The 20,815-nt window shown below is 57.5% G+C and carries 21 protein-coding genes; 9 read left to right on the forward strand and 12 right to left on the reverse strand.

Annotated features, from left to right (window positions below):
* Nucleotides 1–103: 103 nt before the first annotated feature.
* The 8 genes from AC0V61_RS11765 (at nt 104) to AC0V61_RS11800 (ending at nt 8,481) form a co-directional block, all read left to right on the forward strand.
* Entirely contained in the window at nt 104–1,678 is a 1,575-nt protein-coding gene (locus AC0V61_RS11765; RefSeq protein ID WP_486157747.1) for a tetratricopeptide repeat protein, read from the forward strand.
* A 178-nt stretch (nt 1,679–1,856) separates the two neighbouring features.
* A complete protein-coding gene (locus AC0V61_RS11770) occupies nt 1,857–2,363 on the forward strand; it encodes a type III secretion system chaperone family protein (protein WP_486157749.1) in 507 nt (168 codons plus the stop codon).
* A gap of 19 nt (nt 2,364–2,382) precedes the next feature.
* Nucleotides 2,383–3,195: a pyrroline-5-carboxylate reductase family protein gene (locus AC0V61_RS11775; RefSeq protein WP_486157751.1), complete on the forward strand. Its 813-nt coding sequence runs from the start codon at nt 2,383–2,385 to the stop codon at nt 3,193–3,195.
* A 147-nt stretch (nt 3,196–3,342) separates the two neighbouring features.
* Entirely contained in the window at nt 3,343–4,089 is a 747-nt protein-coding gene (locus AC0V61_RS11780; protein ID WP_486157753.1) for a Bax inhibitor-1/YccA family protein, read from the forward strand.
* Nucleotides 4,090–4,299: 210 nt separating this feature from the next.
* Nucleotides 4,300–5,256: a hypothetical protein gene (locus AC0V61_RS11785; RefSeq protein WP_486157755.1), complete on the forward strand. Its 957-nt coding sequence runs from the start codon at nt 4,300–4,302 to the stop codon at nt 5,254–5,256.
* Between the two features lie 114 nt (nt 5,257–5,370).
* Nucleotides 5,371–6,429, forward strand: a complete 1,059-nt coding sequence (gene obgE, locus AC0V61_RS11790; RefSeq protein ID WP_486157757.1) for a GTPase ObgE — start codon at nt 5,371–5,373, stop codon at nt 6,427–6,429.
* Entirely contained in the window at nt 6,414–7,556 is a 1,143-nt protein-coding gene (gene proB / locus AC0V61_RS11795) for a glutamate 5-kinase (RefSeq protein WP_486157759.1), read from the forward strand. Before obgE ends, proB begins: the two co-directional genes overlap by 16 nt.
* 10 nt (nt 7,557–7,566) lie before the next feature.
* The gene (locus tag AC0V61_RS11800; RefSeq protein WP_486157761.1) at nt 7,567–8,481 is read left to right on the forward strand and encodes an NAD-dependent epimerase/dehydratase family protein; all 915 of its coding nucleotides are present in this window, start codon (nt 7,567–7,569) and stop codon (nt 8,479–8,481) included.
* A gap of 12 nt (nt 8,482–8,493) precedes the next feature.
* Here AC0V61_RS11800 and AC0V61_RS11805 read toward each other — a convergent pair whose 3' ends face one another.
* The 10 genes from AC0V61_RS11805 to AC0V61_RS11850 form a co-directional block, all read right to left on the reverse strand.
* Nucleotides 8,494–9,276, reverse strand: coding sequence for a phosphoadenylyl-sulfate reductase (locus AC0V61_RS11805; RefSeq protein ID WP_486157763.1), 783 nt, complete (start codon nt 9,274–9,276; stop codon nt 8,494–8,496).
* Between the two features lies 1 nt (nt 9,277).
* A complete protein-coding gene (locus AC0V61_RS11810; protein WP_486157765.1) occupies nt 9,278–9,733 on the reverse strand; it encodes a DUF934 domain-containing protein in 456 nt (151 codons plus the stop codon).
* Entirely contained in the window at nt 9,726–11,357 is a 1,632-nt protein-coding gene (locus AC0V61_RS11815; RefSeq protein ID WP_486157767.1) for a nitrite/sulfite reductase, read from the reverse strand. The genes AC0V61_RS11810 and AC0V61_RS11815 overlap by 8 nt, the downstream gene beginning before the upstream one ends.
* Complete coding sequence (locus tag AC0V61_RS11820) at nt 11,357–11,656, reverse strand: DUF2849 domain-containing protein (RefSeq protein ID WP_486157769.1); 300 nt, start codon at nt 11,654–11,656, stop codon at nt 11,357–11,359. The genes AC0V61_RS11815 and AC0V61_RS11820 overlap by 1 nt, the downstream gene beginning before the upstream one ends.
* Entirely contained in the window at nt 11,653–12,408 is a 756-nt protein-coding gene (gene cobA, locus AC0V61_RS11825; RefSeq protein ID WP_486157771.1) for a uroporphyrinogen-III C-methyltransferase, read from the reverse strand. The genes AC0V61_RS11820 and cobA overlap by 4 nt, the downstream gene beginning before the upstream one ends.
* Nucleotides 12,409–12,498: 90 nt before the next feature.
* Nucleotides 12,499–13,098, reverse strand: coding sequence for a hypothetical protein (locus AC0V61_RS11830; protein WP_486157773.1), 600 nt, complete (start codon nt 13,096–13,098; stop codon nt 12,499–12,501).
* A 45-nt stretch (nt 13,099–13,143) separates the two neighbouring features.
* Complete coding sequence (locus tag AC0V61_RS11835; protein ID WP_486157775.1) at nt 13,144–14,217, reverse strand: mechanosensitive ion channel family protein; 1,074 nt, start codon at nt 14,215–14,217, stop codon at nt 13,144–13,146.
* Nucleotides 14,217–15,422: a cystathionine beta-lyase gene (gene metC / locus AC0V61_RS11840; RefSeq protein WP_486157777.1), complete on the reverse strand. Its 1,206-nt coding sequence runs from the start codon at nt 15,420–15,422 to the stop codon at nt 14,217–14,219. Before metC ends, AC0V61_RS11835 begins: the two co-directional genes overlap by 1 nt.
* The gene (locus AC0V61_RS11845) at nt 15,419–16,291 is read right to left on the reverse strand and encodes a sulfurtransferase (protein ID WP_486157779.1); all 873 of its coding nucleotides are present in this window, start codon (nt 16,289–16,291) and stop codon (nt 15,419–15,421) included. Before AC0V61_RS11845 ends, metC begins: the two co-directional genes overlap by 4 nt.
* 61 nt (nt 16,292–16,352) lie before the next feature.
* On the reverse strand, nt 16,353–17,900 hold the full coding sequence (locus tag AC0V61_RS11850) for a hypothetical protein (RefSeq protein ID WP_486157781.1): 1,548 nt from the start codon (nt 17,898–17,900) through the stop codon (nt 16,353–16,355).
* Between the two features lie 213 nt (nt 17,901–18,113).
* On the opposite strand from AC0V61_RS11850, the gene queF reads away from it, so the two are divergent.
* Entirely contained in the window at nt 18,114–18,578 is a 465-nt protein-coding gene (queF, locus tag AC0V61_RS11855) for a preQ(1) synthase (protein WP_486157783.1), read from the forward strand.
* 1 nt (nt 18,579) lies between these two features.
* Here the strand turns inward: queF and AC0V61_RS11860 are convergent, their stop codons facing one another.
* Both AC0V61_RS11860 and rnd read right to left on the reverse strand, forming a co-directional pair.
* Complete coding sequence (locus tag AC0V61_RS11860; protein ID WP_486157785.1) at nt 18,580–19,476, reverse strand: LysR substrate-binding domain-containing protein; 897 nt, start codon at nt 19,474–19,476, stop codon at nt 18,580–18,582.
* Nucleotides 19,473–20,699, reverse strand: coding sequence for a ribonuclease D (gene rnd / locus AC0V61_RS11865; RefSeq protein WP_486157787.1), 1,227 nt, complete (start codon nt 20,697–20,699; stop codon nt 19,473–19,475). Before rnd ends, AC0V61_RS11860 begins: the two co-directional genes overlap by 4 nt.
* Nucleotides 20,700–20,815 lie beyond the last annotated feature (116 nt).

The raw sequence follows: 20,815 nt of genomic DNA on the forward strand, positions 1-20,815 counted from the left end.
TATCGGTGGCGACGGGCTGCTGATCCCTATTGCAGCCCGGTACAGGGCAAAAAAGGTGCACAGGGCTTTCCCATAGCTTTGCCTTGCTGTTATCGCTGCGAGCGTGACATGTTACCTATTTCTTCGCCTCAGCGGTGCACTTGCAGGTGCTTTTTCGTTTGCATTATGTCCAGCGGTGCATGCGCAAGGTTCAACCGCGCGCGAGGTGGTGCAGCCTTTGCCATCGCCCGAAGTGCAACGCCTCAATCGCGCTCTGCTTGAGCTTGCTAGGAACCCGCGCAGCGTCAGGGCCATGCTTGAGGCAGGCGATGCATCGCTTGCGGTGGGTGATCTGGATGCAGCCATTGGGTTTTACGGAAATGCCGCACAGCGCGATCCTGCAAACCCCCGCACGAAACTTGGCCTTGCCCGGGTATATTTGCGCTCCGGACGACCGGTAGAGGCCTTGCCGCTGCTCGATGAGGCACAAGCCGCTGGTGCAAAGGAGCGCGATGTTATGGGCGCGCGGGCCTTGGCTCTGGACCTGTTGGGCAATCAAGAGGCCGCACAAGCCGCTTATCAGCGGGCTATCGAATTGTCGCCGCAAGACGATGAAGCGCGCCGCCGTTTGGCTATTAGCCAAGCAATCGCAGGCAACGCCACCGAATTTCAAGAGACACTGGCACCACTTATAGAGGCGCGCGATGTGGCGGCATTTCGGGCGCGCGCCTTTGGTCTTGCGATCCTGGGCGAACAGGAGCGCGCAGAGGGGATCGTGAACTCGGTCATGCCGCCCGATCTCTCCGCACGCATCAATCCCTACCTTGCTTACATGCCCCGCCTTACTCCGGGACAGCAGGCAGCGGCGGCTAATCTTGGGATATTCCCGCGCGCTGCCGACATTGGCCGCGAAGACCCGCGCATCGCTCGCTTTGTGCGTGAAAGTGAAAGCGGCGCTTTGCTTGAGCCAGCAGGTGAGCCGCTTGGAACACCTGCCGCAGGCAACGAGCCTGAAGACACCCGAACCCGGCTTGTTTCAAGCGCTGCGTCTGCCAACCTAGCTGAACCCCAGTCTCAACCTCAGCGCCAACCTCAGCCCCAGCCTCAGCCCCAGCCCATACCTGCTATCATCGAGACAGATGCAGGGCCGAGCCTGGCCAAGGCATTGCCTAGCGTAGCCACGCGCGAGATCGAGGGGGAGGCAAGCGGGCAAACCTCGAACGCTCTTGCAGAAGGCAATCAGGCGCCTGATGCCGCAGCGACGCAGCCTGAGCCTGCAAGTGTTGCTGACGCTTTTGCAGACTTTGATATGGCCGATGTGCCTGACGTTAAGAGCAGCAGTGACGCGGTCGATATCGCTGAGATTGAGGTACCGCGTGAAGTCACGCCTGAGCCCAAACCCCAATCTGAGTCTGCTGAACCCGATCATCCCCGTCGTATCTGGGTGCAACTTGCAACAGGGCGCGATGTAAAGGCGCTTGGTTTTGATTGGCGAAGGTTTTCGCGCCGAGCACCCGATCTTCTAGGCGAGTTCGAGCCGCATGTGACACCATGGGGAAGAGCCAACCGGCTTTTAGCAGGACCGCTGACAAATACCCGCGATGCCCGTGCGCTTGTCAATTTGCTTGCTGAAAAAGGCATTGAGACATTCACTTATACGAGCCCGGAAGGCACTGAAATAAAAGAGCTTAAGCGCTAAAATCACGTCTTCCCCGGCTTTCTGTGCACAGGGTTTGAACAACCCAAAAGGGTTCTCCCCAAGACTTAGAGGGCGCACGGATTGCCAAACAGCCAGCCATGGGTGCATTCCTGATTGCGATGCTAAAACCCGTTCCTCCCCTAAGCCCCTTTGCGACACGAACCATGGCTGGTGAGCTATGAGACCGCGCGAGGCTGAGTTTTTCAACGACGATGATGCGGCACCAATTGAAATGCTTGCGGCCTTGTTTGAAGCGCGCAGCTGGCAAAGCGAAGTTGTCAGTGATGACGAGCTTGTGGGCGAAGTACAGGGCAGCTGGGCAAAGTATCAATTGCGCGCCATTTGGCGAGCGGCTGACAATGTTCTACAGTTCTTGTGTCTGCCCGATATCCGAGTGACGTCAGAAAAAAAGCACAGCGCCTACGAGCTTTTGAGCCTCGTGAACGAGCAAGTTTGGCTTGGCCATTTTGATATTTGGTCACAGGGCGACGTGCTGATTTACCGCCACGGCGCGCTGTTGGGGGATGAGGGCATGCTATCGATCCAGCAAGCTCAGGCTCTGGTGGAAAATGCTATTGACGAGTGCGACCGGTTCTATCCTGCGTTTCAGTTTGTGCTGTGGGGCGATAAATCCCCGCGCGCAGCGCTTGATGCAGCAATGGTTGACGCCGCTGGCGAGGCTTAAACACGCATAGGAACAAGCGATGGCGCAGATCAAAAAACTCCTCATCATCGGTTGCGGCAATATGGCAGGCGCCATGCTCGCCGGATGGTTTGCCGCCGGCTTTGAACCGTCGCGTTTTTCGATCCTGAGTAAATCTTTTGAGCAAGCTCCTGAAGGTATTCCGCTTTACCGCGAAGTTTCAGAAGCGATGGCTGCCGGAGATCACGATGCGGTGATGCTGGGTTTCAAGCCTCAGCAATTGGGCGAGCGTTCGTCGGAAATTCAGTCGCTTACCGGGGAGGGCGTGGCAGTATATTCCCTGCTCGCTGGGATCACCCTGGAGCAGCTCAAAGGAGCATATCCGGATGCGTCATCACACATACGCGTGATGCCAAACCTTGCGTGCGAGGTGAACAAGTCTCCGATTATTCTTGCGCAAAAGGGTATGGGCGAGGGTGAGCGCGATGCTGCTTTTGCGTTCTTTGACGCTCTTGGAACGGCACTTTGGCTTGAAGATGAGGCGAAATTTGATCTTGTAACGGCGCTTGCAGGATCAGGGCCGGGGTTTGTTTATCGCTTTATCGATGCATTGGCAGAGGCGGGAGCCAATTTGGGGCTCGATCAGTGTCAGGCGACTGCGCTGGCACTCAGCATGGTGGAAGGCGCATCGGCGCTTGCCTCTCAATCGGATGTGTCGCCAGGGGTTCTTGCGGACCGAGTGGCGAGCCCGGGAGGAATGACACGCGAGGGGCTAAACGTGCTCGATGCCGATAAAGCGCTCGTGGAACTGCTGACGAGGACCCTTGATGCGACAGGAAAACGGGGCGCTGCGTTGTCTGCCGGGGCTGACTAGCACCTTTTGTTAATCATAATTCGCTCTTGCATGAACAACATTCGTCGATTGAGTGCCCATTTCTCTTGAAAATCACGCTCAAAAGACCGATATTGCATCCACAAGGCGCGTATTCTCGCGTCAAAATTGGAGACAAAGGGATCCAAAATGTCTGATTGGAAAGACACACAACAATTTGGTTCTGTGCCACGCGCAGGCGGCGATGTTGCCGGACGTGAGACCTATGATGAGGGTCTGCGTTCCTACATGCTTTCGATTTACAACTACATGGGTTCAGCCGTTCTGCTGACCGGTATTGTAGCAATCATGTTCTCATGGGGCGGTGCTGAATCGCCTGCTGCATGGCTTGCATTCAACGGTGGCCTGCTTTTCTGGGCGGTCAAGCTTGCACCACTGGCCTTCATCCTCGCGATGAGCTTTGGCCTTCACAAGATGAGCTACACCACGCTGCAGATCGTGTTCTGGTCGTTCGCGACCGTCATGGGCATGTCGATGTCGACGATCTTCCTCATCTACACAGGCGAATCTATCGCAGTGACGTTCTTCGCAACGGCTGCCGCTTTCGCAGGGCTTTCGCTCTTCGGTTATACGACGAAGAAAGACCTGTCGGGCATGGGCTCATTCCTGATCATGGGTGTGATCGGCCTTATCGTGGCCAGCATCGCGAACATGTTTATCGGCTCTGGTCCGCTTGCTTTCGTGATCAGCGGTCTTGGCGTGCTGATCTTCGCAGGTCTTACCGCTTATGACACACAGCGCCTCAAGAACGACTATCAGTACCTTCGCGGCACTGACTTCATGGGCAAAGCCGTAATCATGGGCGCAACGAGCCTGTATCTCGACTTTGTGAACATGTTCCAGTTCCTCCTTAGCTTCCTTGGAAGCCAGGAATAGTCTTAACGCTACATCCGTAGCTTGAAATCTAAGAAAGCCCGGTGCCTTTCAGAAGGCAGCCGGGCTTTTTCTTTTCTGGTTGGCAAATTGTAAGGTCGGCTTTGGCGGCTAATTGAGACTATTACGCGCCTAACCCCATTGCGCTTGAAACCTGTTTTGACCATGGTGCGTCACCGCCGGTTCATGCGGCCATGGAATAAAGAGATGACAATGAAACGCGCCAAATCTTCTGTGTCTGCCCAACCTTACGCAAAGCGCAAAGCCCCTTTGAAAATTATTGCAGTGGGAGCCGCTGTGTCAGTGCTCGCTGCTTGCACGACGCCTGCACCGCCACCGCCGCCTCCACCCCCTCCACCGCCACCTCCCGCAGCCGAGCGCATTCCTTACCGCCCCCTACCACCGGGCGGGGCGAGCTATGTGATGGATATCCCAGGCAAGAATGCGAGAGGGCAAAGGGACACGGTCAACAAGGGCGTCTCAGATAACGAGCGCGTTTGGCATTTCCGCTCTGCCTGGAACGTGGCCGCGCTCAATTGCACAGCGGATCAGTATCAACCCATTCTCACCGCTTACAGTGCCTATATCAGCGATCATGCGCGCGGCCTTAAGACCATCAATGACCGGATTGATCGCCGGTATCGCCGCGACAATGGCGGTCGGCGCGCAGGCATTTTGGCGCGCGAGGAGCACATGACCTCGGTCTATAACTACTTCGCGCTTCCTCCTGCACGCGCAGGGTTCTGCCGCGCGGCTCTGGATGTGTCGAACCGCTATCTGGCGGCCCCTCCAAGCGATCCGGCCGCGTTTGCAACAGCCAATTTTGCGGGTCTCGAAGTGCCGTTTGAGACCTTCTTCACCAACTACGAGCGCTATCAGCGTGAATCCGCTGCATGGGACGCGGAATATGGCGAGCGCTACGGTGCCTCACAGCCAGGTTGGGTAGCGGTGCAGAAGGCGCGCGCCAATGGGACGCCTGTTCCAAGCGCTGAGGGTGATCCAGCCTCGACACTTGCAGAACCGACCACCATTGCAGGCGCGGTGGCCGATCAAGACACTGGCGCGGATGTACCCGTGGTCCCGGTGCAAGAGAATGTGGTCTCGCAGCCTGTGACACAGCCAATTGCCAGCGATGGCGAAGGTGACGCAGGGGACGAGGGTTCAAGCTAGAGCATCTGGCAGCAAAGGGCGCTTTGCTTGTCGTTAGCGTTTTAACCGCCTAAAGGAGCCTCAATTCAGCCCGGTGGGTTCGAAATCCCTTTGCGCGCTTGAGGCTCACAGACAATGCATTTCTTAGATCAGGCTAAAATCTATCTCCAATCGGGTGCTGGCGGCCCCGGAGCAGTTTCGTTCCGGCGCGAGAAATACATCGAATATGGCGGCCCTGATGGCGGCAATGGCGGCAAGGGCGGCGACGTTGTATTTGAAGCGGTCGCCGGCCTCAACACGCTCATCGACTTTCGCTATTCGCAGCACTTCAAAGCCAAGCGCGGCATGCACGGCCAAGGCAAGGACAAAACCGGGGCAAGCGCCAAAGACCTCGTGATCCAAGTGCCTGTGGGCACGCAGGTTCTGTCAGAGGATAAAGAAGAAGTTCTCGCCGACTTCACCGAAGTGGGCCAGCGCGAGATCTTCCTTGAAGGCGGCATGGGCGGTCGCGGCAATGCCTCGTACAAAAGCTCTACAAACCGCGCGCCAAGACAGCACCAACCCGGTGAACCGTCCGAAGAGATGTGGGTGTGGCTGCGTCTCAAATTGCTGGCCGATGTGGGGCTTTTGGGCCTTCCTAACGCGGGTAAATCGACCTTTATCAATGCGGTATCAAACGCGCAGGCAAAGGTCGGGCATTATGCCTTTACCACGCTCATCCCAAAGCTTGGCGTTGTGCGTCACCGGCAACGCGAATTCGTGCTTGCCGACATTCCGGGCCTCATCGAGGGCGCAGCGGACGGCGCTGGCATTGGCGACCGGTTCTTGGGCCATATTGAGCGCTGCCGGGTGCTGATCCACTTGATCGACATTGCAGGCGATGATCCCGCAGAGGCTATGGGCGTCGTGCGCGATGAGCTTGCCGCTTATGGCGCTGGCCTAGAGGATAAGCCGCAGCTGGTTGCATTGAACAAGCTCGATCTGGCTGACGCAGAATTGGCCGAGGCGTTTTCTAAGGAGCTAATCGAAGCGGGCGCGGATAAGGTCTTCACCGTGTCTGGTGCCAGCGGTGAGGGTATCGAGCAATTGCTCGACGCTGTGCTTTCCTATCTGCCTGACCGGACTTCTACTGAGACCAAGACTGTTGAGGTTGAAGACGAGGCTGAGGATGAAGGCGAATGGTCGCCGATCTAAAACCCATGGCGGTTACCAGCCTCAAGGATATTGCCAAGGCGAGGCGTGTCGTTGTCAAGGTTGGCAGCGCGCTGCTTGTCCGTGATGGTGAGCCTGACACTGAGCTTATCCGCTCGCTTGCAAAAGACTTGGTGAACCTTCGCGAGAATGGCGCTCAGATCATTGTTGTGAGCTCGGGCGCGATTGCATTGGGTGCCTCGCGCCTTGGTCTGCCCAAAGGCGGTCGGGCGAGCCTTTCTGATGCGCAGGCCGCAGCCTCTGTTGGCCAGGTAGCTCTCGCGCAGCTGTGGGCCGATGTGCTGGGCGCTCACGATATTGTGGCCGCCCAAATGCTGGTCACACTGGATGATCTTGAGGATCGCCGCCGCTATTTGAATGCTGCTGCGACGCTCGACCGCTTGCTTGAGGCGGGCGCGGTGCCAGTGGTCAATGAGAACGACAGCGTTGCGACCGAGGAAATCCGCTTTGGTGACAATGACCGGCTTGCTGCGCGCGTGGCGCAGGCAGGCAATGCAGATGCGGTGCTGCTTTTGTCCGATGTCGACGGCCTCTATGACAAGCCGCCAAGCGAAGAGGGCGCGGCGCTGATTGAGCGGGTGGAGGGCGTGACGCCTGAAGTCATCGCAATGGCAACGGGCGAAAGCTCATCGGGCATGGGCTCAGGCGGAATGCTATCCAAGCTTCAAGCCGCCCGTATTGCGGAGCGCGCAGGGATCGCACTTGCTATCATCAATGGCACGCAAAGCTCTGCGATTACTAAGGCGGTTGAGGCCGGGCGGGGCACGATCTTTCTGCCGGTGCGCAGCGATAATGCTCGTAAGAGCTGGCTTGGCGGGAGATTGGCGCTCGAAGGCGTTCTGACCGTCGATGAAGGCTGTGTCGCCGCCCTTCAAGATGGCGCAAGCCTTCTTGCTGCGGGCCTGACCGAGGTCGAAGGTGAGTTTGCACGCGGCGCTCTGGTGTCCTTGCACGGTCCCAAGGGGGAACGGCTGGGACAGGGCCTCGTTGAATATTCAAGCGAGGAATGCCGCGCGATCCTTGGTTTATCAGGAAGTGAACAAGAGGCAAAGCTCGGCTATGCCCCGCGCGCAGCCGTCGTCCACCGCGACCATATGGTGCATGAATGAGACCTAACGCATGACGAGAATTGCGATTACGGGAGCCACCGGCTTTGTAGGTAAGGCGACCCTTGATGTGGCCTTGCACAAGGCCTTGAAGGTGTGCGCACTGACCCGGCAGGCCTCGGCCCCGCGCGAAGGCGTTGAGTGGGTTTCCGGCACTCTCGACAACACCGCTTCCTTGGACGAGTTGGTGCAAGGCTGTGACGCGGTAATCCATGTTGCGGGGCTTACAAACACTCCCAATCCGGGCCGGTTCGAAGCGGCCAATGTCGCCGGGACTGCCAATATGATTGCGGCGGCGAAGGCAGCAGGGATCGAGCGCTTCGTATTTGTCTCCTCGCTTTCGGCGCGCGAACCGGACCTATCGGCTTACGGCGCGTCCAAGGCGCGCGCAGAAAAGCTCGTGGAAGACAGTGGCCTGAACTGGACCATCGTGCGCCCTCCCGGCGTCTATGGTCCGGGCGACAAGGATTACCTCGACCTCTTTAAAGCGGCCAAATTGGGCATTGTCCCCGTGCCGCCAGAAGGGGCAAGCTCCCTTATCCACGTGGAGGATTTGGCGCGGTTATTGGTAGCGCTTGTGCCGCTTAACCCCAAAACCAAGGGGCAGATGTATGAACCGTGGGACGACAATGCCTATGGCTACACGCATAAGGATCTCGCCAAGATGATCGGCGAGGCAGTGGGCAATCCCAATGCGATCGCCGCGCCGCTCCCGCCCCAAATCATGCAATTGGGCGCAAAGCTCGACGGGCTAATCCGCGGCGGAAAAGCTAAACTGACCGAGGACCGGGTTGGCTATATGCTCCACAAAGATTGGGTAAGCGACCTTCGCCGTGCGCCGCCGATTTCGGTTTGGCAGGCGGTATGGGGCGGCGAGGCAGGCCTCAAAATGACGGCTGAGTGGTATAGAGAACAAGGCTGGCTTTAGCGCCAAGCACGCCTAGAGGAAGGGTTCCTCGCCTGGCTTGTGTATGCCGCATTCGGTTTTGTCCCAGCCTTTCCAGCGGCCTGAACGCGGGTCTTCACCCGGCGCCACCTTGTGGGTGCATGGCTCACAGCCAATGCTGGGAAAACCGCGCGCGACCAGCGGGTGACGAGGCAGGTCATGCTCTTCGAGATAGGCCGCAATATCTTCAGCCGACCAGTCGATCAGTGGATTGATCTTTAACCGGCCTGCTGCGTCTGAGGTGTCCACCTCGAAACGGGGCAGATTTGCGCGGGTGGCAGATTGGAAGCTTTTGCGCCCCGTGAAGCTTGCATCAAAGCGGTCAAGCGCCTTTTCCAGCGGTTTCACCTTGCGGATTTCGCAGCAACCATCGGGGTCGTATGACCAACGAAGGCCGGTCTCGTCCTTGGCGATAACTTCTGCTTCGTCAGGCGTGAGTATTTGCAGATTGGTGAGGCCAAGGCGTTCCACTACCGCGTCGCGGTATCGAAGCGTCTCGGCAAAATGCTTGCCTGTGTCGAGGAAGAGGACAGGGATATTCCGGTCAACTTGTGCGAGGAGGTGTAAGAGCACAATGCTCTCCGCGCCGAAGCTGGAAACGGTCGCAACATCGCCTGCCAGAGATCCTTCGATCACCCCCTTGAGCATTTCTTGCGTGGATGACCCACGGAACATGCGGTTGAGGCGCACGGCGTCATGCTCGGTGAAACGCGGTGACACATCGAGAGTGTCGACTTTGCGCTCCTCCATCGCAGTGGGGGATTCTGGCTTGGTCATATTAACCTCCGTGCCGGATTTGGGGGATCGTCCGGCGGCCATCTACGGTGGCCTGATATACGTTTTCCCAAGTGGCAAAAGCGCGCCGTGCGTCCTCCTCATTGAGAGGGTTTTGCGGGGCAAACGCGTCAAACCCGCAGCGGCGCATGTGGCTAAGCTGGTCAATGCCAACATCACCCACTGCGCGCAGTTCTCCGGTGAAACCAGCTTCGCGCAAGATACGGGCAGAGGAATATCCGCGCCCATCGCCGAACGCTGGAAAGTTGACTTCGATCAGAGCCAAACGGTCGAGGAAGGGCAGCAGCACACGCGCATCATCGCCCGGCTCAATCCGGACAGCGGTGGCGTTGGTCTGCTCACAGCAGGAATCGACAGTCACCGCCGCGTGATCGACTACTTCATCATCGCGAAAGCGGAATTGCACTTCGTCGGGGGACGTACCGAGTGGATTATCCATAAAGCGCCTCCTTGAACGGGGCCATGCCGATACGGCGGTAGGTGTCGAGGAAGCGTTCACCGTCCTCGCGTGTGTTCAGGTAAACGTCGGTCACGGTATCGACCGCTTCGATGACGCCGTCCTCGGTAAAGCCGGGTCCGGTGATCTTGGCGAGACTGGTGTCCTCTGCCTCTGAACCGCCGAGCGAAAGCTGGTAGTTCTCAAGGCCTTTCTTATCGACACCAAGGATGCCGATGTGACCTGCGTGGTGGTGGCCGCAAGCGTTGATACAGCCGGAGATTTTGAGCTTTAGCTCGCCCAGTTTCTCGGTCTTGCCCGAGGCATCGAAACGCTCCGAAATGCGCTGTGCCAAGGGAATCGAGCGGGCATTGGCGAGAGCGCAATAATCAAGACCGGGGCAAGCGATCATATCCTCGATTGTGTCGAGGTTGGGCGCGCCAAGACCGGCAGCCTCCAGCTCAGTCCAAAGCGCGTGCAAGTCGGCGATCTTCACATGCGGGAGCACCACATTCTGAGTGTGCATGATGCGGAGTTCATCAAAGCTGTACTGCTTGGCAAGCTTCGCCATCAGACGCATTTGGTCACCGGTTGCATCGCCGGGAATGCCGCCCACGGGTTTGAGCGAAATCACCGCACTGACATAGCTATCGTGCTTGTGGCGATTGGTGTTGCGGTCCACCCAAAGTGCGAAGTCTGGGTCGGAGCGGTCGACCTGCTTGGGACCGTCTTCAAATGCAGGGTCAGCAAAGAACGGCTTGATCCGCTCCAATTCCTCGCGCGGTGGCTCAACGCCTTGATCGAGCATATGCGTGAATTCTTCTTCGACCTGGCGCACATACTCATCACGGCCCAGCTCATGGACGAGAATTTTGATGCGCGCTTTGTATTTGTTGTCGCGGCGGCCATAGCGGTTGTAGACGCGCAGACACGCTTCGGCATAGGTGATTAGCTGATCCAGCGGCACAAAGTCCCGGATCATGGGGGCAATCATCGGAGTGCGGCCCATGCCGCCACCGGCATAGAAACGTGCGCCAATCTCGCCCGCTTCATTCTTCACAATCTGCACGCCGATGTCGTGAAGGCGCATCGCCGCACGGTCTTTCTCGCTCGCGATCACGCAGATTTTGAACTTGCGCGGCAGGTAGGTGAACTCCGGGTGAAAGCTCGACCATTGACGCATCAGCTCCGCATAGGGGCGCGGGTCGACCAGCTCATCGTGGGACGCGCCTGCGAAGTGGTCAGATGAGATGTTGCGGATGCAATTGCCGCTCGTCTGGATCGCGTGCATCTCGACCTTGGCAAGCTCTGCCAGAATGTCGGCTGTGTCTTCGAGCTTAATCCAATTGTATTGCAGGTTCTGGCGCGTGGTGAAGTGGCCATATCCGCGGTCATATTTGTCCGCGATATCGCCTAGCACCGTCATCTGCTCAGAATTGAGCGTGCCATAGGGAATCGCAACGCGCAGCATATAGGCGTGGAGTTGCAGATAGAGGCCGTTCATCAGCCGCAGCGGCTTGAACTCGTCCTCTGAGAGCGAGCCTTCAAGGCGGCGGCGGGCCTGGTCGCGGAATTCTTCAACGCGGGCATCGACCATCGCCTGATCATATGAGTCGTATTTATACATCAGATTACCCAATCAATCGCTTCGGGGTCTTTGGGTTTGAGCGTCAGATCCTGACGCACAGTCGGGCCAAGGGCACGGATGCGGTCCTTGATATGGGCAGGGCGCACGCCGCCACCTTCCTCGCGGCTTGCCTCGATCACGTAAGGGACGTTGACGCGAAGGGCGGCCTCCTCGGCGGCCAGCACTTGCTCTGCCTGTTCGCCCGCGTCTACGGCATCATCGACATGGCGCGACCAGCCTTCGCCAGTCCACCAGATCACATCGCCTGTTTTCAGGTCGTTGCCCGTCAAAACTCTCATTGATGCGCCTCCAGCGCGAGTTGTTGTAAATGAGCATCCTCGCGCGCCGTCACATCGCCGATGACGATAAGCGCGGGGCTCTTGATTTTGTGGGTTTTCACAAGGTTGGGGAGCCCTGCCAAGGGCCCGCGCACCACCCGCATATCGGCGCGTGCGGCGTTCTCGATCACGGCAACAGGAACATCAGGAGTAAGCCCATCGGCCATCAGTTTCTCAGCAATCTGAGGCGCGGTTTTGACGCCCATATAGATCACCAAGGTGCGCCCCTTGCCAGCCAGCCCTGACCAGTCTTGGTCGGAAAGTCCTTTGCATTGGCCCGCAACGAAGCTGACGATGCTGGCCGCGTCGCGGTGCGTGAGGGGGATTTGGGTTGCTGCCGCCATGCCATTGGCTGCCGAAATGCCGGGAACAAATTTAACCTTCACGCCGTGGGCGCGGGCCAATTCAGCCTCTTCCCCGCCGCGTCCAAAGATCAGCGGGTCGCCGCCTTTAAGGCGCACAACATCCTGACCCTTTTGAGCCAAACGCACGAGCAGCAGGTTGATATCTTCTTGCGGCATAGTGTGCCGCGCACGCTTCTTTGCAACCGAGATAAGCCGTGCATCAGGCCGCGCCATGGCCATTATTTCTGAGCTTACGAGCCCATCGTGCACGATCACTTCTGCCGTCTCGATCAACCGCGCCGCGCGCAGCGTCAGGAGGTCGGGGTCGCCCGGGCCTGCGCCGACAAGAAAGATAGTGCCAATCGTCATGGCACCCAAATGACCGTGAGTGGCCTATCGTTCCAGTGAGAATGGATTTGAGCGTGCGAAGGAAAGCTATTGCAGCGGCCGGTAACCGCTTTACGCAGCGCAGTAGTTGTCGCGAAATTGCTCCAGCGTAGCGATCAGTTCGTCGCCTTTTGCCCTTGTGTCCCAGGTTGAGATGATCTGCAGGCCGGGGGCCGTTTCGGGGGTATCGGCGAGGATTGCGCTTAATGGCCAAGGCTGTTTGCGATCAATCTTGAGTGACTGATCGATCACAACGCTCACCCAGCCCACTTGGCGGCCATAGGTGTATGATATGCGCCCAACCTTCGACCAGGGGATGGGTTGGCGAAAGGCATAGGGAAAGTGCAGTCCCGCATCGTCCATCACAATAACAGGCGGATTGCCCTGAATACGTCGCACCACCCACCGTGCGAGCGACGGAAGCTGTACGACGATCAATAGCAGACCCGTGATTTTCACCATCTCTTCCATGCTCCCGCCCAGGGCCGCTGCGATGACTATGGCGAGCGGGCCAATGACGAGCATATCCGACCAGTTAACGACGCGTTTGTGATAGGACTTGGGCGCGAGCGCCTGAGGCTCAGACACGGGATTTTGTGCAAGCCTGGCGTCTTCACCCATTCGTTCAGGTGAAAGACCGGTCCACCGTGTTGCATCAACTTTTCTCGTCATGCGCCTTTCCCTAAGGCAAAAACGCTAGTTGCAAGTTAACGCTCTTCAAGCCTTTCCAGCGCCCACAAGATCGACCAATTGGTCCAATTGCTTGGAAGGTCGCAGGTGCAAATCGCGCTGTGGGAAGGGGATCTCGATGTCGTTTTCTTTGAACAACTGCCAAATGCGCATGTAAACATCGCTTCGGATATTCGCGAGGCCGCCTTCTGGGTCTTGTATCCAAAAACGCAACTCAAAATTCACCGAATTATCGCCAAATTCCATAAGGTTGACGCGCGGCTTTGGAATAGAGCGCACACGCTCAATATCGTCTGCGGCTTGATACAAGAGCTTTGTGACAAGGTCCAAATCGCTATCGTAAGAGACGCCCACCGGCGCTTTTACCCGCACATCTTTCGAGCTGTATGACCAGTTTACCACCTGATTGGTCATCAAAAGCTCGTTGGGGATGAGATATTCGGTCTGATCGCGGGTGATAACAGAAATTGCGCGAATTCCGATCTTGCGGATCTGGCCCACCGCCTCGCTACCCGATTGGTCCGTTACCGATATCACATCGCCCGGCTTAATCGACTTATCAAGCAACAAGAGGATTCCCGAGATGAGGTTACCAAAGGTCTTTTGGAGACCAAAACCGATGGCAAGACCAAAGGCACCGCCGAAGATCGCAAGCGCGGTCAAATCGATGCCGATAAGGTCAATCGTCACGAAGAAGGCGACCGTCCAGATGATGATCGTTGCAAGCTTCTCAGCCAGCAATTTCTGACTGCCATCAAAGGCGGAAACGCGGCCGATTAGGTTGCGTACGAGCCTTGTGATGAACCACGCGGCCGTTAGGACAAGCCCAATAGTGGCGAACAAAAACACCACATCGAACAGCGAAACGCGCACATCGCCGACCACAAGCGCCCAGCTGTCCAGCGTGTCGATCACTGCGCCAAGCGCGTCACTTTGTGCAGCAAGCCCTTCTTTAGCGCCTTCCGCAACGCTGACGACCGCCTCTTCTTGAGGGGCCTCTTCGGCGAGGCTCCACGCTTGGCTTGGCGCTGCTTCTGCTTCAGGGACGGCCTGTTCGCCAGCTCCATCATTTGTCGAAGTGTCAGGCGTTGTTGCAGTCATCAATTGTCCAATTTGCCAAGGGCTTGCTCAAGGTCCGCGATGAGATCTTCAGCGTCTTCTAAGCCGATCGATAGGCGAATGGCAGGCTTTGCGCCAGCTTTGGAGTGGCCTTTCATCACAGAACGATGTGTGTCGGGATAAATTGGCAAAGCGAGGCTCTCAAACCCGCCCCAGCTATAGCCGATGCCGAAATGTTTGAGCGCGTCTGCGACTATGCCGCTGGCTTGTGGATCATCGCTGTTCAAGGCGAAGCTGAAAAGCCCGCATCCCCCGGTGAAGTCGCGTTTCCAAAGCTCATGCCCCGGCGCACCTTCGAGCAGCGGGCACAAGACGCTTACAATTTGCGGTTGTTCTTGCAGCCACTGGGCAATTTTGAGAGCGCTCGAGGAGCCTTGCTCAAGCCGCACTTTCATAGTTCGAAGCCCGCGCGCGGCCAAGGCTGCGTCATCAGGGGAAACGACTTGGCCAAGCTCATGGCTTGTGCGCCGCAGCGCCTTGTACCAACGCTCGCCCGCGCTGGCTGAGCCCATCATCAGATCAGAGTGACCTCCGACGTGTTTGGAAAGGCTCTGCATCACAATGTCGCAACCATGTTCTAGTGCCGCAAACCCCAGCGCGCTCGCCCAAGTGTTGTCGATTAGGGTGACCGCCTTGGCCTTGCGCGCAATTTCTGTGAGCGCGGGCACATCGCACACCTCCATTGTCAGGCTCCCGGGGTTTTCGAACCACACGGCGCGCGGTGACGTTTCTTTGACGAGGGCTGCGAACCCATCCAAATTTAACGGGTCGAAAAAGCTGTGCGTGATCCCCATCCGCTTAAGCAAGCCGGCCGCCATGCTGCGGCTTGGGTCATAGGCATTGTCGCTCATTAGCAGATGATCACCAGGTCGCAGGACCGCTAAGAGCGCGCCTGCAATCGCTGCAACACCGCTGGGGTAAAGAACGGTGCCAAAGGCGCCCGCTTCAATTTCGGTCAATGCCTGTGCCAAGGCCCACTGCGTTGGTGCACCCCGGCGCCCATAGAAAAACTCGCCATCGCCTTGTGCACCGCCCGCCGCTTTGCGCTGCGCTTCACTTTCATAAAGATGGGTTGAGGCGCGCCATACAGGCGGGTTTACCACGCGGCCTGTCCACTCAGGTCTTCTACCTGCGTGGGTAAGCTTTGTACCTTTTCCAAGCGCGCCGCCATCGTCAGAAGTGGTCATTTGGGTCCCTGTTCTCTAGGAGTGTTGGGATCAGCTTCCCATTCCTGCCAGCTGCCATCGTACAGGCTCACATCGTTTTTCCCAGTGAGATGAGCAGCGAACAGCAGCACTGAGGCGGTAATGCCGCTTCCACAGGTTGTCACTAATGGCTGAGCCAGATCAACACCGGCATCAGCGAACAGCGCGCGCAGTGCGTCAGGCGATTTGTATGTCCCGTCCTTAGCAAAAACTTCGCCGAAAGGCAGATTAAGCGAGCCGGGAATGCGTCCGTTCTGACCGCCGTGAACTGGGTCGATGCCTTCGCCAAAGACTCTGTCTGCGCCTCTTGCATCGAGCACTTGGAATGCACCGCTTTCGCAATTGGCGAGCATATCTGCCTTAGTTGCAACATGCCCCGGGGCGCTGGAGGAAACAGGGCTGGTGGGCGACGCAGCGATAGCGGGTGTGCCGGACGAGCCGCTCTTCACAACCGGTCGCCCTTCGCTGCGCCATTTGCCAAGCCCACCATCGAGAATGGATACGCTGGCTACCCCGCACCTTGTTAAAGCAAACCATGCGCGCGCCGAGGTTCGAAGCGCGCTGTCGTCATACAAGATCATATGAGCATCGCTTGGAACACCCAATTGGGCCAATCGCTCGCTTACCTGTGCTGGCGAGGGAAGGGCTGCGGGAACCGGTGAAGCGAGGTCGGTGAGGCCTGCCAGATCAAGAAACTGCGCGCCTGGTATGTGTGCTGCGTCAAACTCGGCGCGCGGCTGGCGACCGGTCGCAGGCAAATGACGCGAGGCATCGACAATGGCAACGCCGGGCGTTCCCAGCGCATTCGCCAGCCATTGGGTGGAAACAAGGCTTTCAGGAAAATTGCTCATACTCGCCTTGCTAAACGTGCAGTCACCGCCAGCCAAGCGCGATTGCACTAAGGTTGCCTGATCAATTGCGCACGCAAGGGAGGAAGACTTCCGGGTGGTCCTTCGAAAAGAAGGGGTGCACCCGTGTCGTGCTGGCGGTGCTGGGCGTGCCGATCACGAAGGTGCGCTTGATCGCTGGGCTGTTCGCTGTGCCTAATCTGAAATGCATCAATGGAATGACCAAGGGCTTGCCACTCTGCCTGATCGTCGTAATTTCGCTCATTGGGAGTTGCAAAATCCCTGTAACTCTGCGGCTTTGTCCAGGAGCGATGCGCTCGATCGTTGAGAGGTGCTGCGTCTTGTCGACAGGCGCAGGGCCTGCTGCACCTTCGCGTGCGCTGGAGAGCTCGCCTGCAACATTAAGGTCTCGGATCGCTTTATCGGTGCGATTGGCCACTTCCAAAGCAAACTCGACCGAAAGTCGCATAACGCTGCGTGAGGCGTTTTTGATATCGAGAGACAGGGCAACCTCTAGGGGCGGTGCGGGAACTGCTTTGGGCGCCAAGACGGGCTTGGCAACAGGCGGCGAAACAGGCGCAGATTGAGGCTTGGCAAACACCGTTGTGCCCGCTTGAGTTTCTGGCTCTGGCTCTGGCTCTGGCTCTGGCTCTGGCTCAGGTGCGACCGCAGGCTCTTGCATGGGCTCTGTTGGCTCTGGTTCGATGTCTGCGTCGCTCTGTGAAGGCATCTCGAGCGTTGCTGCGTCATCCAGAACAAGCTCGTCTGCGTTCTGGGCCTCCGCTTTTGGTGAGCCGCCATCCTCATCCTTCATGGACGCACGTATCCCAGCAGTCAGCGCAGGAGCTGTCGTACGCGCATCGCTGATTGCGCTTTCTGCTCGCTTACGCTGCATACGCACCCAGATAAGGATCGCAGCGAGGATCGCCATCAGAGCGATGAGAGCTAAGACTGTCTCGAACTGCGTGTTGAGACGGCTCAGAAAGCCGTTGCCATTGGACTGTGGCGAAGCCGCAGCAGAGGTCTCGCTCTCAGCCGTTCGACTTGACGAGTGACCCTCGTCTCCGGCTTCATCGACACTGTACCAACCATCGGGCCCCCGCGGTGAAAGAGCTTCTGCTTCCCCTTCGAGTGCCTCAAAGCCGGGATCAACAGTGGCATCACCGGCAATCCCCGAACCGGTAATTGATGTGCCTCTTGCATCGGAATTGCGGACACTTGGCGGTGACCTTTGCGCCGAGGGCCCGGAGGACCGTGGGGCCGGGTCTTGGGACTGCCGCGTGGGCGAGGTGGCTGCGGGTGAGGCCTGTGTTCGTCTCTCAGTCGTAGGTCTTTGCGCCGCGGGAGAAGCCGAAGTCTCGACCGGGATCGCGGCGGCTGGACTTGCGCTTGTTTCTGGGCTCGGCTGAGAATCAGGAATGACGCGAGGAGCGATAGGAACGCCCACCCGTTCATCAACAGGTCCTTGCGGTGCAGGAGTAGGGGTTGGAGTTGCTTCTGGAAGCGAGAATGTGCCCGGCGATTGGTTTTGCGCTGCCACCGGAGCTGGAATCAAAACACTCCCCAATGCCAACGCGCACACCGCACCAAGCGGCAGGGCGCATCGCGGCATGTGAATGCCTTCGCGGGGAGCCAATGAGAAATACGGACGCATCATTTCACAACTGGTGGTTTCAAAGCTGCTCTTTGGGACCTGACTGCAAGCTGAAGGCTGTATGCGCACGAGCTTGCGAAGGGCCATCATCTTATCTTGGAGATAGTACCCAATACGCAAGCGTCCAGATAGTGACTTGCAACCCATCACCTTTCGCGGCAACAGCGCGGCATGGAAACCACACCTGATACCGCTCCAGCATTTCTTGGTAAGCAAACCGATCTCCCGCAGTCTCCTGATGAGGCAGTGCTTGATTATGTGCCTAATCCTCGCGCTGGTACGCTCTATTGCGTGCGCTTTGTCTCGCCTGAGTTCACCTCGTTGTGCCCGGTCACAAATCAGCCCGACTTCGCACACCTTGTGATCGACTATGCGCCAGATGACACAATAGTGGAATCGAAGAGCCTCAAATTGTTCCTCGGATCATTTCGTAATCACAATGGCTTTCACGAAGATGTGACTGTTGGAGTGGGACAACGCTTAGCAGACGAGATGAAGCCCAAATGGCTGCGCATTGGCGGTTATTGGTATCCTCGCGGAGGCATTCCAATCGATGTATTTTGGCAAACGGGCGCGCCGCCAGCGGACCTTTGGCTGCCTGATCAAGGCGTTGCCCCTTATCGCGGGCGCGGTTGATTTACCCTGCGCGCAATTCCTCTGCGAGAAGTTTGAAGTCGGCCTCACGCGGTGAGTTTTTGCGCCAAACCAAAGCGATCTCGCGCTTAGCTGTGTTGTTTTCCATGGGGCGTGCGACGACATCTGTTCCTGATAGAATGCCCGCTTCCAAAGCCATCTCCGGCAGCAAGGTAAGGCCAAGGTCATTGTCTACCATCTGAACCAGGGTGTGGAGGCTCGTGCCGATCATCCCGGCGCTTGCCCGCAGTTCTGAGCGGTTGCACGCAGCCAAAGCATGATCACGAAGGCAATGGCCGTCTTCCAGCAGAAGAAGGCTGCCATGGTCGAGCAAATCAGGATCAACACTTGCAGGAGGCATGCGCGGATCGTCCTTTGGGAACGCCACATAGAGCCGGTCGTCAGAGATAGTCTCGCTGGCGACTTCGCCTGTATCGAATGGCAGCGCCAAAAGGACACAATCAACCCGGCCATGCTGAAGCGACTCAATCGCGTCCTGGCTGACCTCTTCTCGCAACAAAAGATTAAGGTCCGGGCGCTCTTTCTTGAGGCGCGGTAGAATGCGAGGGATCATAAAAGGCGCAATTGTTGGGATCACCGCCATGCGCAATTGGCCTGAGAGAGGCTTTCCAGCCGCCTGCACCAAATCTGCCAATTCTTCGGCCTGACGAAGCAGTGCGCTCGCCTTTTCGACCACTTGTTCACCCAAAGACGTAAACCGCACCACCCGGCGCGATCGTTCGACCAGCGTTACACCAAGCAGCGATTCCAGCTCGCGTATCCCTGCAGAAAGCGTCGACTGCGAGACAAAGCTCGCATCAGCCGCGCGCCCGAAATGGCCGTGCTCATACAACGCGACAAGGTATTGTAATTGCTTGATAGTGGGAAGGTAAGTGCTCATGCTTGTGACACTTCCTCCGGAACATCATCTGCAAGAGCCTCTTCCATGCTCGCTTGCATATCGTCGATATGGGTCATGACGAGTTTGCCGTTCTTAACCGCAAATGCGAGCTTGCCCTCGACCAGTTCCAGCGCATCTTTCCCAAACACGTCATAGCGCCAGCCGTTCAGCACTTTGAGATCGCGGACGCCGGCGGCCAAAGCTTCCATTTCATCGGCTCGGGTAAGAAGGCGGGCAGCCACATCAATCTCGCGAGCACGGATTTTGAGAAGCAGTTTTAGAAGGTCTGCGACCAGTGCGCCTTCTTTGCCCAAAGGCGCGCCGCGTTTCATCTTTTCGGGCATTTCCGATTTTGGCAGGGGTTCCGCATCAGCGATGACCTTCATCAAACGCTTGCCAATATCATTGTCGCGCCATGCGCTCGATAACCCGCGCACTTTGGCAAGATCGCCTTGCCTTTTGGGCGGGTGAGAGGCGATGTCGGCCAGCGTCTCATCACGCATGATGCGCCCGCGCGGAATATCCTTGTGCTGAGCCTCGCCTTCGCGCCATGCAGCCAAGGCTTTGAGGCGGCCGAGCACTTGCGGATTGCGCCCCGGTTGGCGGATTTTTTTCCAAGAGGTGCCGGGATCAGTGATGAAGTTTGATGCGTCGGCGAGCTTCTCCATCTCCGCATCCAGCCAATTGCCCCGGCCTGTCTTGATGAGCTTTTTAAGGATTTTGGGAAAGATCTTCGACAAATGTGTCACATCGCCGATTGCATATTCAATCTGGCGGTCGGTCAGCGGGCGTCGGCTCCAATCGGTAAAACGTGCGCCTTTGTCGATTTGAATGCCGAGCCAATGGTCAACCAGATTGGCATATCCAATTTGCTCTGACTGGCTGATCGCCATCATTGCGACTTGCGTATCAAAAATGGGGAAGGGCGTCTTGCCGGTCATATTGACGATGATCTCAACATCTTGGCCACCAGCGTGGAAGACTTTGAGCACTTCATCGTTATCGGTCAGCAGGTCGAGCAGGGGTTTGAGATCAATCCCATCGGCAAGTGGGTCAATCGCAGCGGCCTCTTCGGTATTGGCAATCTGTACCAGGCACAGCTCCGGCCAATAGGTATTTTCCCGCATGAATTCAGTGTCAACGGCGACAAATTCACTTTGAGAGAGGCGGTCACAAAGGTCTGAAAGAGCGTCTGTTGTGGTGATTAGATCGTGTATCTTCATGCACTTCTTTTCTTTTCAATTGAGCGGAGTGCCGCTCTCGGCTCAACGAGGAGCCAATGATCAATAGCCTCAGGCGACTTGACAAAGCGCTGGGCTTCCCCTGTTAGCGCGCCCAT

The sequence above is a fragment of the Erythrobacter sp. JB1-4 genome (assembly GCF_057365025.1).

What these genes read in the sequence shown, in the direction of transcription:
- AC0V61_RS11770 (WP_486157749.1), top strand. Translation starts at nt 1,857, where the DNA reads ATGAGACCGCGCGAGGCTGAGTTTTTCAACGACGATGATGCGGCACCA.
- AC0V61_RS11775 (WP_486157751.1), top strand. Translation starts at nt 2,383, where the DNA reads ATGGCGCAGATCAAAAAACTCCTCATCATCGGTTGCGGCAATATGGCA.
- AC0V61_RS11780 (WP_486157753.1), top strand. Translation starts at nt 3,343, where the DNA reads ATGTCTGATTGGAAAGACACACAACAATTTGGTTCTGTGCCACGCGCA.
- AC0V61_RS11785 (WP_486157755.1), top strand. Translation starts at nt 4,300, where the DNA reads ATGAAACGCGCCAAATCTTCTGTGTCTGCCCAACCTTACGCAAAGCGC.
- obgE (WP_486157757.1), top strand. Translation starts at nt 5,371, where the DNA reads ATGCATTTCTTAGATCAGGCTAAAATCTATCTCCAATCGGGTGCTGGC.
- proB (WP_486157759.1), top strand. Translation starts at nt 6,414, where the DNA reads ATGGTCGCCGATCTAAAACCCATGGCGGTTACCAGCCTCAAGGATATT.
- AC0V61_RS11800 (WP_486157761.1), top strand. Translation starts at nt 7,567, where the DNA reads ATGACGAGAATTGCGATTACGGGAGCCACCGGCTTTGTAGGTAAGGCG.
- AC0V61_RS11805 (WP_486157763.1), bottom strand. Translation starts at nt 9,276, where the DNA reads ATGACCAAGCCAGAATCCCCCACTGCGATGGAGGAGCGCAAAGTCGAC.
- AC0V61_RS11810 (WP_486157765.1), bottom strand. Translation starts at nt 9,733, where the DNA reads ATGGATAATCCACTCGGTACGTCCCCCGACGAAGTGCAATTCCGCTTT.
- AC0V61_RS11815 (WP_486157767.1), bottom strand. Translation starts at nt 11,357, where the DNA reads ATGTATAAATACGACTCATATGATCAGGCGATGGTCGATGCCCGCGTT.
- AC0V61_RS11820 (WP_486157769.1), bottom strand. Translation starts at nt 11,656, where the DNA reads ATGAGAGTTTTGACGGGCAACGACCTGAAAACAGGCGATGTGATCTGG.
- cobA (WP_486157771.1), bottom strand. Translation starts at nt 12,408, where the DNA reads ATGACGATTGGCACTATCTTTCTTGTCGGCGCAGGCCCGGGCGACCCC.
- AC0V61_RS11830 (WP_486157773.1), bottom strand. Translation starts at nt 13,098, where the DNA reads ATGACGAGAAAAGTTGATGCAACACGGTGGACCGGTCTTTCACCTGAA.
- AC0V61_RS11835 (WP_486157775.1), bottom strand. Translation starts at nt 14,217, where the DNA reads ATGACTGCAACAACGCCTGACACTTCGACAAATGATGGAGCTGGCGAA.
- metC (WP_486157777.1), bottom strand. Translation starts at nt 15,422, where the DNA reads ATGACCACTTCTGACGATGGCGGCGCGCTTGGAAAAGGTACAAAGCTT.
- AC0V61_RS11845 (WP_486157779.1), bottom strand. Translation starts at nt 16,291, where the DNA reads ATGAGCAATTTTCCTGAAAGCCTTGTTTCCACCCAATGGCTGGCGAAT.
- AC0V61_RS11850 (WP_486157781.1), bottom strand. Translation starts at nt 17,900, where the DNA reads ATGCCGCGATGCGCCCTGCCGCTTGGTGCGGTGTGCGCGTTGGCATTG.
- queF (WP_486157783.1), top strand. Translation starts at nt 18,114, where the DNA reads ATGGAAACCACACCTGATACCGCTCCAGCATTTCTTGGTAAGCAAACC.
- AC0V61_RS11860 (WP_486157785.1), bottom strand. Translation starts at nt 19,476, where the DNA reads ATGAGCACTTACCTTCCCACTATCAAGCAATTACAATACCTTGTCGCG.
- rnd (WP_486157787.1), bottom strand. Translation starts at nt 20,699, where the DNA reads ATGAAGATACACGATCTAATCACCACAACAGACGCTCTTTCAGACCTT.